Origin of the sequence: Desulfosarcina sp. (genome assembly GCF_041551955.1) — a bacterium.
GTDB lineage: Bacteria > Desulfobacterota > Desulfobacteria > Desulfobacterales > Desulfosarcinaceae > Desulfosarcina.
In genome coordinates this window covers 20,593-27,092 of sequence record NZ_JBFELV010000022.1, presented here as the reverse complement: position 1 = coordinate 27,092, position 6,500 = coordinate 20,593, and the positions used below count along the sequence as shown (strand labels likewise).

The following is a 6,500-nucleotide window of genomic DNA, read 5'->3' as shown; positions in this document are numbered from 1 at the left end:
TGTTGGAAAAACGCTTTCCGCCAATCTCGTCCAGAAATGCCATGTTGTCTCGGTAGGCTTCATCCATATTTTCAATTTCGTGGTGCAGCACGAACATCTGTACCACCATGCCCTCCAGCAGCAGACCGACGCTGGTTCGCAGGCCTTCGTACTGCTGCTGGAGATCCTTGATGATAATCGCTGCCCGTTTCATGCTTGATTCGCTCATCTGTCCTGTGCGGCATCCGCTTCATTTCTCATCGGTTGCCGCACAGGACGGGGTCAGGTTTCGGTTATCGGTTAGTAGCGGAAGGTCAGTGACAGGTAGCCGTCCCAGACTTTGTCGACCACCGGATTGAGCGCATCCAGTGAATTCAGTTCGGCGATCTTCATGGGCTCGCCCATGGGGTTGCCGCTGCCCGTGTACTCGTAATCGTAGTATCTTACACCAAGGGTGGCGAAAAAGTTGTCCCCAAATATGGGCTGGTGCCAGTAGCCTTCATAGACACTTCCCCGCACGGCCAGTTTGCTGCCCACCAGGGAGTCTTCGGCGCCGGTGAAGTTGAACCAGTACTGTGACCCGTAGTTGTACTCCAGTCCGAAGCGGGCATCCCAGGGCATGGGGAAGACGGCACCCAGGTAGATCATGTAGCCGTCACGATCCTTCAACTCCCCATTGGAGTTGAGCAGGCCTTGGCCCATGATTTTATAGAAGGGGTTTTCGGATGTCCGGGACGGTCGGGTGTGGCTCCAGGAACCGGAGAGGAACAGGTCGATGTCCTTGTCGAACCGTTCGGTGAGGTTGGTGCGCAGCAGCAGGGACGCGGCATCCCAGTCGCCGATTTCAGTCATCGGCTGAAGCCGGGAAATGTAGCCGCCGCTGTTCTGTTCGAAGGTGAAGGTGCCGTCCGCGTTTTCACTGGCAATGAAGGGCATGACGGTCAGTCCGGTAAAGCCATCGGTGATGTCCCAGGCGTGGGCCCAGTTGAGCACGGCGCTGGTTTCATCATTGTCGAACAGGGTGGCGATGACACCGAACATGTGCACGTCATCCACGTCGGGCTGCGAGTTGCCCAGTGAGTAAGTGTTGCCCCAGTCGCCTTCGAAACCGACACCGTAGCAGAGCTTGAAGGCCGCCCCGGGAATGCCGGTGACATCTTCCAGGCCCAGGCTGTAGGAGGCACCGTCGAACTGCCAGTTGATGATCGTGGCCAGAGGTGAACCGCCTTCGAGGCTGTTGTTCAGGTACTCTAGTGGCGGCCCGTCGGTGGACGGCCGGCGACCCAGAGAGAAGTTGGTCGGCACTGGGCCCAGGTCCTTTTTATAGTTGAAGTAGGCCCGCTCCAGGCGGATGGTGTCCCCGTGGGGCAAGCTGGAGGTGTTGCCGTCCAGGGTGACATCGCCCAGGCTGCCCTGGTTGAATTTGACCTCGGTGCTGTCGCCGAAGACCTTGTAGGCCGCCAGGCGACCGGTGAAACTGAGCTGGTCGTTGACCTTGGCATTCATGTTCAGCCGGAACTTGTTGGTCAGGATGATGTCGTTGGTGGCGTCGTATTTCTCGGTAGGCGGGATCATGCCGTTGGCGGCCATCATACCGATAGCCTGTTGAATCTGAGGCAGGGTGGCATTGTTGAAGCCAGCCGGATAGTCCACAAAAAATCCACCCACCAAAGAGCTGGGCGCCACCTGAATGTCCGTGTAATGAAGCGTGTCGGCCCGTGTTCGCAGCTCAACGCCAAAGGCGACCTTGTCCGTGGCCGTGTGCAGTTCGGCCTTGTTGAGACGGTCGTCCATCTCCTCGATCTCTTCTTCCTTGGCCTCGCTTTTCGTCTCCATCTCTTCCAGTTTTTTCTGGACGGCCTCCATCTCCTGTGACATCTGCTCCAGGCGCTGTTTCAACAGTTTCACGTCATCTTGTGCCAAGGTGATCCCAGGTGCCGCGACACATAGCAGAAAAGCGATTCCCATCATGGTGCAGATGGTTGTTTGCTTCCATCCTCCCTCTCTCATACCCCCTCCTCGTGGAATGTGTTAACCGTTGCCATTCAATTTTCGTTGATAATCTTTGAGCAACCGGTGTGCCAAGGGAAGAAATTATATGAAAAAAGTTTTAACATTCAGATATAAAAGAACAAACAGTATTTTTTGAAGACACTTGCAAAAGTGCGTGAAACCGTTTAGATTAACACGTGTTAAGTTAACAGATTAACATGTTGCCTTGACGGGGTTAACACTCAACTGGAGGTGCCATGGATATTGCCAAATACTGGAAAACCATTGTGGACACATTGCAAGACGGCCTGATGGTGGTTGACCCGGAGGGTCGAATCATCGCGGCCAATCCGGCGGCGGAGCGGGTCACCGGCTACAGGGCCGATGAGCTGGTTGGCAAATCCTGTCGAATACTGAACTGTACCGGATGCAAAATTATCGGGAAGGGTGCCGGCACCCAGTGGTGCGGCCTCTTCAACAGAGGCACCATCAAAGAAAAGAAATGCCTGATCACCAACAAGGACCGTCATTCGGTGCACATTATCAAGAGCGCATCGGTGCTGCGCAACGAAAAAGGCGATATTATCGGTGCCGTCGAGACGCTGACCGACATCACCGAAAAAATACGCCAGCAGCAGGAGATCAGCAACCTGCGCAAGACCTTTCACCTGGATGAGGGCTACCACGGCATCCTGGGAAAATCCCCGGTGATGCTGAACCTTTTCGAGACCATCGAAAATGTGGCCCCGTCCGACACACCGGTGATGATTCAGGGGGAGAGCGGCAGCGGCAAGGAATTGGTGGCCCGGGCCATTCACCGGGCCAGCGGACGCAGCGACAAGCCTTACGTCAAGGTCAACTGTGCGGCCTTGAACGAGAACCTGTTGGAGAGCGAGCTCTTCGGTCACGTGAAGGGTGCTTATACCGGTGCGGACCGCCTGCGTGTGGGCCGTTTCGAAGCCGCCCACCAAGGGACCATCTTTTTGGATGAGATCGGCGACATCCCCCCTGCCATCCAGATCAAGCTGCTGCGGGTGCTGGAAGACCGCAAGATCGAACGGGTGGGGGACAATCGGCCCATTCCCGTGGATGTCAGGGTAATCACCGCCACCCACAAGCGCCTGGAATCTTTAATCGAACAGGGACTGTTCCGGGAGGATCTTTATTTTCGGATCAATGTTTTCCCCTTGCACTGTCCACCCCTTTCCGAGCGTCGCGAGGACATCCCGCTGATCGCCCAGAGCTTCATCCGGCGAAATGCGACCAGCAGCGGCAAGAAGATCATCGGGCTCACGCCTGAGGCGCTTGAAACCCTGACGGATTATGCCTGGCCGGGCAATGTCCGCGAGCTGCGCAATGCCATCGAATACGCCTTCGTCCTTTGCCAGAGCGGGGGCATCGGCATTCAGCATCTGCCCCACAAGATCGTTCACGATGAGTTTGATCCAAAGGCGGTCTGTGAACTGGACCCGGGGTGCGCGAAGGATCGGGAGAGCCTGATCAACGTGCTGCGCAAGGCCGGCGGCAATCAATCCAGAGCGGCCAAGATGCTGGGGGTCAGTCGGGTGACCGTCTGGAAACGGATGAAAAAATTAGGGATCGATATCAAGCAGGATGTGGGTTGACGCCGTCTCGGGCAGTTCGTAAAAAAAGTTGACATTCATACCACGATGTGGCAGATGTGAACGATTGTAGCTATTTCACCGTAAATACGGCAAGTTAGTTTCTCATTCCGATGCGGTATGAGTTGTATTGCCGGCCGTGGCGCGGCCGGCGATAGTTAACGCAGCCATCGGTTCCAGCTATCCAGGAATTGGAAAAAAGAGACGGAAAGCCATGAAAGACAAAGAATTCAGCGTATTGCGCAAGAAACTGAAAAAAACCCAGAAACAGATGGCCCAGCTTCTGGGAACCTCGATCAAGGCGATCCACAGTTATGAGCAGGGCTGGCGAACCATTCCCGTCCACGTAGAGCGTCAGCTCTACTTTCTGATCACCCGAAAATTACGTGGCAAAAAAGGCATAAAACCCTGCTGGGACGCCCGCTCCTGTCCCCAGGAGCGGCGAGACCAGTGCCCGGCTTGGGAATTTTCCACCGGTGACCTGTGCTGGTTCATCAACGGCACCATCTGCGACGGGACTGTCCACGATTCCTGGAAGGAGAAGATGAAGCTTTGCCGCACCTGTGATGTGTTCAAGGGAACCCTGGCCAAAATATAAAATGAGTGAGTATATCCAGCACGATCAGCAAGGGGCATCGGTGGGCCTGGTGGAAAAGCGGACATTCACGTTCGCCCACCCGCCGGCATCCATGACCCTGGCCTGTGGTGCAACCCTCGGGCCGGTGACCGTGGCCTATGAAACCTGCGGCCGCCTCAACGAAGACCGGACCAATGCGGTTCTGATTCTGCACGCCCTTTCCGGTGATGCCCATGTTGCGGGTACCCACACTGACAGCGACGACAAGCCGGGTTGGTGGGATTTCATGGTGGGGCCGGGAAAGGGAATCGACACCGACCGCCATTTCGTGATCTGCACGAACATCCTGGGCAGCTGCATGGGGTCAACCGGTCCGGCATCCACCGATCCAGCCACCGGCAAGCCATACGGAATGAATTTCCCGGTGGTCACCATAGCGGATATGGTGGACGCCCAAAAGCAGCTCATGGACCATCTGGGTGTGCATCGACTGCACGCGGTGATCGGTGGGTCCATAGGCGGTATGCAAGCGCTGGAATGGAGTGTGCGCTACCCGGACCGGGTTGATTCAGCCGTGCTCCTGGCCACCACCACCCGGCACAGCGCCCTGGCCATTGCCTTCAACGAGGTGGCCAGGCAAGCGATTATGGCCGATCCCAACTGGAACGGCGGAAACTATCACGACGGAAAGAAGCCGGACCTGGGACTGGCCGTGGCACGGATGATCGGGCACATCACCTATCTTTCCGACGAATCCATGCGGCTCAAGTTCGGACGGCGGCTTCAAGACAAAGCTGATTTTTCATTTAATTTCGATGCGGATTTCCAGGTGGAGAGCTACCTTCGCCATCAGGGCCGCAAGTTCGTGGAGCGCTTTGACGCCAATGCCTTTCTCTACATCACCAAGGCAGCGGACTATTTTGATCTCCAGCGGCATTACGGTGGCGGGTCCGCCGTGGCTGCCTTTTCGGGCGCGCGGGCCAGGTTTCTGGTGCTTTCCTTCACGTCGGACTGGCTCTACCCGACCTACCAGTCCCGGGCCATGGTCAAGGCCATGAAAAAAAACGGGCTGGCGGTTAGCTTTTGCGAAATCGAGGCCCAGTGGGGGCACGATGCCTTCCTGCTCCCCAGTGACCGCCTTTCCGGCATCATGAAAGGGTTTTTGGACGGTGACAGCGACGTGTAATGCAGGCAACGGTATTCGCTACGACCTTCGGCTGGTGGCTTCCTGGATTCCGCAAGGGGCCCGGGTGCTCGGGTTGGGATGCGGCGACGGCACGCTGCTTCACTATTTGAAAACCCGCAAAAATGCGGTCTGCACCGGCATTGATATTGACGAAAGCTGCGTGGCCCGCTGCATCGAACGGGGGTTGACCGTACTCCAGGGGGACATCAACGAAGAGGTCCGGGACTATCCGGACGATGTCTTCGATTATGTGATTCTGGCCCAGACCCTGCAGCAGATCTATGATCCGGCACCCTTGATCCGGGAGATGCTGCGCATCGGCCGACAAAGCGTGGTGAGTTTTCCCAACTTCAGCCACTGGCGGGTGCGGATGATGCTGGCGTTGACGGGGCACGCGCCGGTGACGCCGCAGCTGCCCTACCAGTGGCACGATACGCCCAACATCCGAGTGATCACCCTGTCCGACTTCAGGCGATACGCCCGGCAGGTGGGGTTCAGAATCTTAAAAGAGGTGGGTATCAACACAGACCGGCAGGATCGTTCCGGAATAACGGTCCGCTTTTTACCGGACCTGTTTGCCACCTATGGCCTATTTCTTATCGCCAAGGAGGTACCGTGAAGATCGTATCCATTGCCGTCAGCCGGAAAAAAGGAACCCGAAAAACCCTCGTGGACCGGGCCAGGGTGATTCTCAACCATGGTCTGGACGGGGATGCCCACGCCGGCCCCTGGCACCGTCAGGTGAGTTTCCTGTCCTCGGAAAGCATCCAGGGGGCGCGCGAAAAGGGACTGGATGTGAATTTCGGTGACTTTGCCGAAAATGTGGCCACCGAAGGCATCGACTGGACGCATCTGGCTGTCGGGACGCAGGTGAAGCTGGGAACGACGGTCATCGTTGAAGTCTCTCAGATCGGCAAGACCTGCCACAAACCCTGCGCCATTTATTATCAGGCGGGCGACTGCATCATGCCCCGAGAAGGGGTTTTCGCCCGGGTGATTATGGGCGGGGAGATCGCCTGCGGAGACTCCATCGAGGTTGTGGCGGCATCGCCTGACGCGGTCAGCCATGCCACGTCGATCTAATCGGTGGTCGTTCGCCGCAGACCAAAAAAATTACCACAATGTGGTATTTTTAACTTGACAG

General features: G+C 56.8%; 7 protein-coding genes. 5 read left to right on the top strand and 2 right to left on the bottom strand.

Features of this window, described 5'->3' with window-relative positions; all coding sequences use genetic code 11:
• The coding region (locus tag ABYV26_RS03275) for a hypothetical protein (protein WP_372678126.1) at positions 1–208 on the bottom strand (208 nt) is incomplete at its 3' end.
• Between the two features lie 71 nt (positions 209–279).
• A complete protein-coding gene (locus ABYV26_RS03270; protein WP_372678124.1) occupies positions 280–1,989 on the bottom strand; it encodes a DUF3373 family protein in 1,710 nt (569 codons plus the stop codon).
• 239 nt (positions 1,990–2,228) lie between these two features.
• On the opposite strand from ABYV26_RS03270, the gene ABYV26_RS03265 reads away from it, so the two are divergent.
• The 5 genes from ABYV26_RS03265 to ABYV26_RS03245 all read left to right on the top strand — a co-directional run bounded on the left by ABYV26_RS03265 (position 2,229) and on the right by ABYV26_RS03245 (position 6,439).
• Complete coding sequence (locus ABYV26_RS03265) at positions 2,229–3,596, top strand: sigma-54 interaction domain-containing protein (RefSeq protein WP_372678122.1); 1,368 nt, start codon at positions 2,229–2,231, stop codon at positions 3,594–3,596.
• Positions 3,597–3,807: 211 nt separating this feature from the next.
• Positions 3,808–4,191, top strand: a complete 384-nt coding sequence (locus tag ABYV26_RS03260) for a helix-turn-helix domain-containing protein (RefSeq protein WP_372678120.1) — start codon at positions 3,808–3,810, stop codon at positions 4,189–4,191.
• 1 nt (position 4,192) lies between these two features.
• Positions 4,193–5,356, top strand: a complete 1,164-nt coding sequence (locus ABYV26_RS03255) for a homoserine O-acetyltransferase (RefSeq protein ID WP_372678118.1) — start codon at positions 4,193–4,195, stop codon at positions 5,354–5,356.
• Complete coding sequence (gene metW, locus ABYV26_RS03250; RefSeq protein WP_372678116.1) at positions 5,340–5,975, top strand: methionine biosynthesis protein MetW; 636 nt, start codon at positions 5,340–5,342, stop codon at positions 5,973–5,975. Before ABYV26_RS03255 ends, metW begins: the two co-directional genes overlap by 17 nt.
• The gene (locus tag ABYV26_RS03245; protein ID WP_372678114.1) at positions 5,972–6,439 is read left to right on the top strand and encodes an MOSC domain-containing protein; all 468 of its coding nucleotides are present in this window, start codon (positions 5,972–5,974) and stop codon (positions 6,437–6,439) included. The genes metW and ABYV26_RS03245 overlap by 4 nt, the downstream gene beginning before the upstream one ends.
• The last annotated feature ends 61 nt before the right edge of the window (positions 6,440–6,500 follow it).

Excerpts from the sequence above, each read along its gene's own strand:
- ABYV26_RS03270 (WP_372678124.1), bottom strand. The coding sequence starts at position 1,989 with ATGAGAGAGGGAGGATGGAAGCAAACAACCATCTGCACCATGATGGGA.
- ABYV26_RS03265 (WP_372678122.1), top strand. The coding sequence starts at position 2,229 with ATGGATATTGCCAAATACTGGAAAACCATTGTGGACACATTGCAAGAC.
- ABYV26_RS03255 (WP_372678118.1), top strand. The coding sequence starts at position 4,193 with ATGAGTGAGTATATCCAGCACGATCAGCAAGGGGCATCGGTGGGCCTG.
- ABYV26_RS03260 (WP_372678120.1), top strand. The coding sequence starts at position 3,808 with ATGAAAGACAAAGAATTCAGCGTATTGCGCAAGAAACTGAAAAAAACC.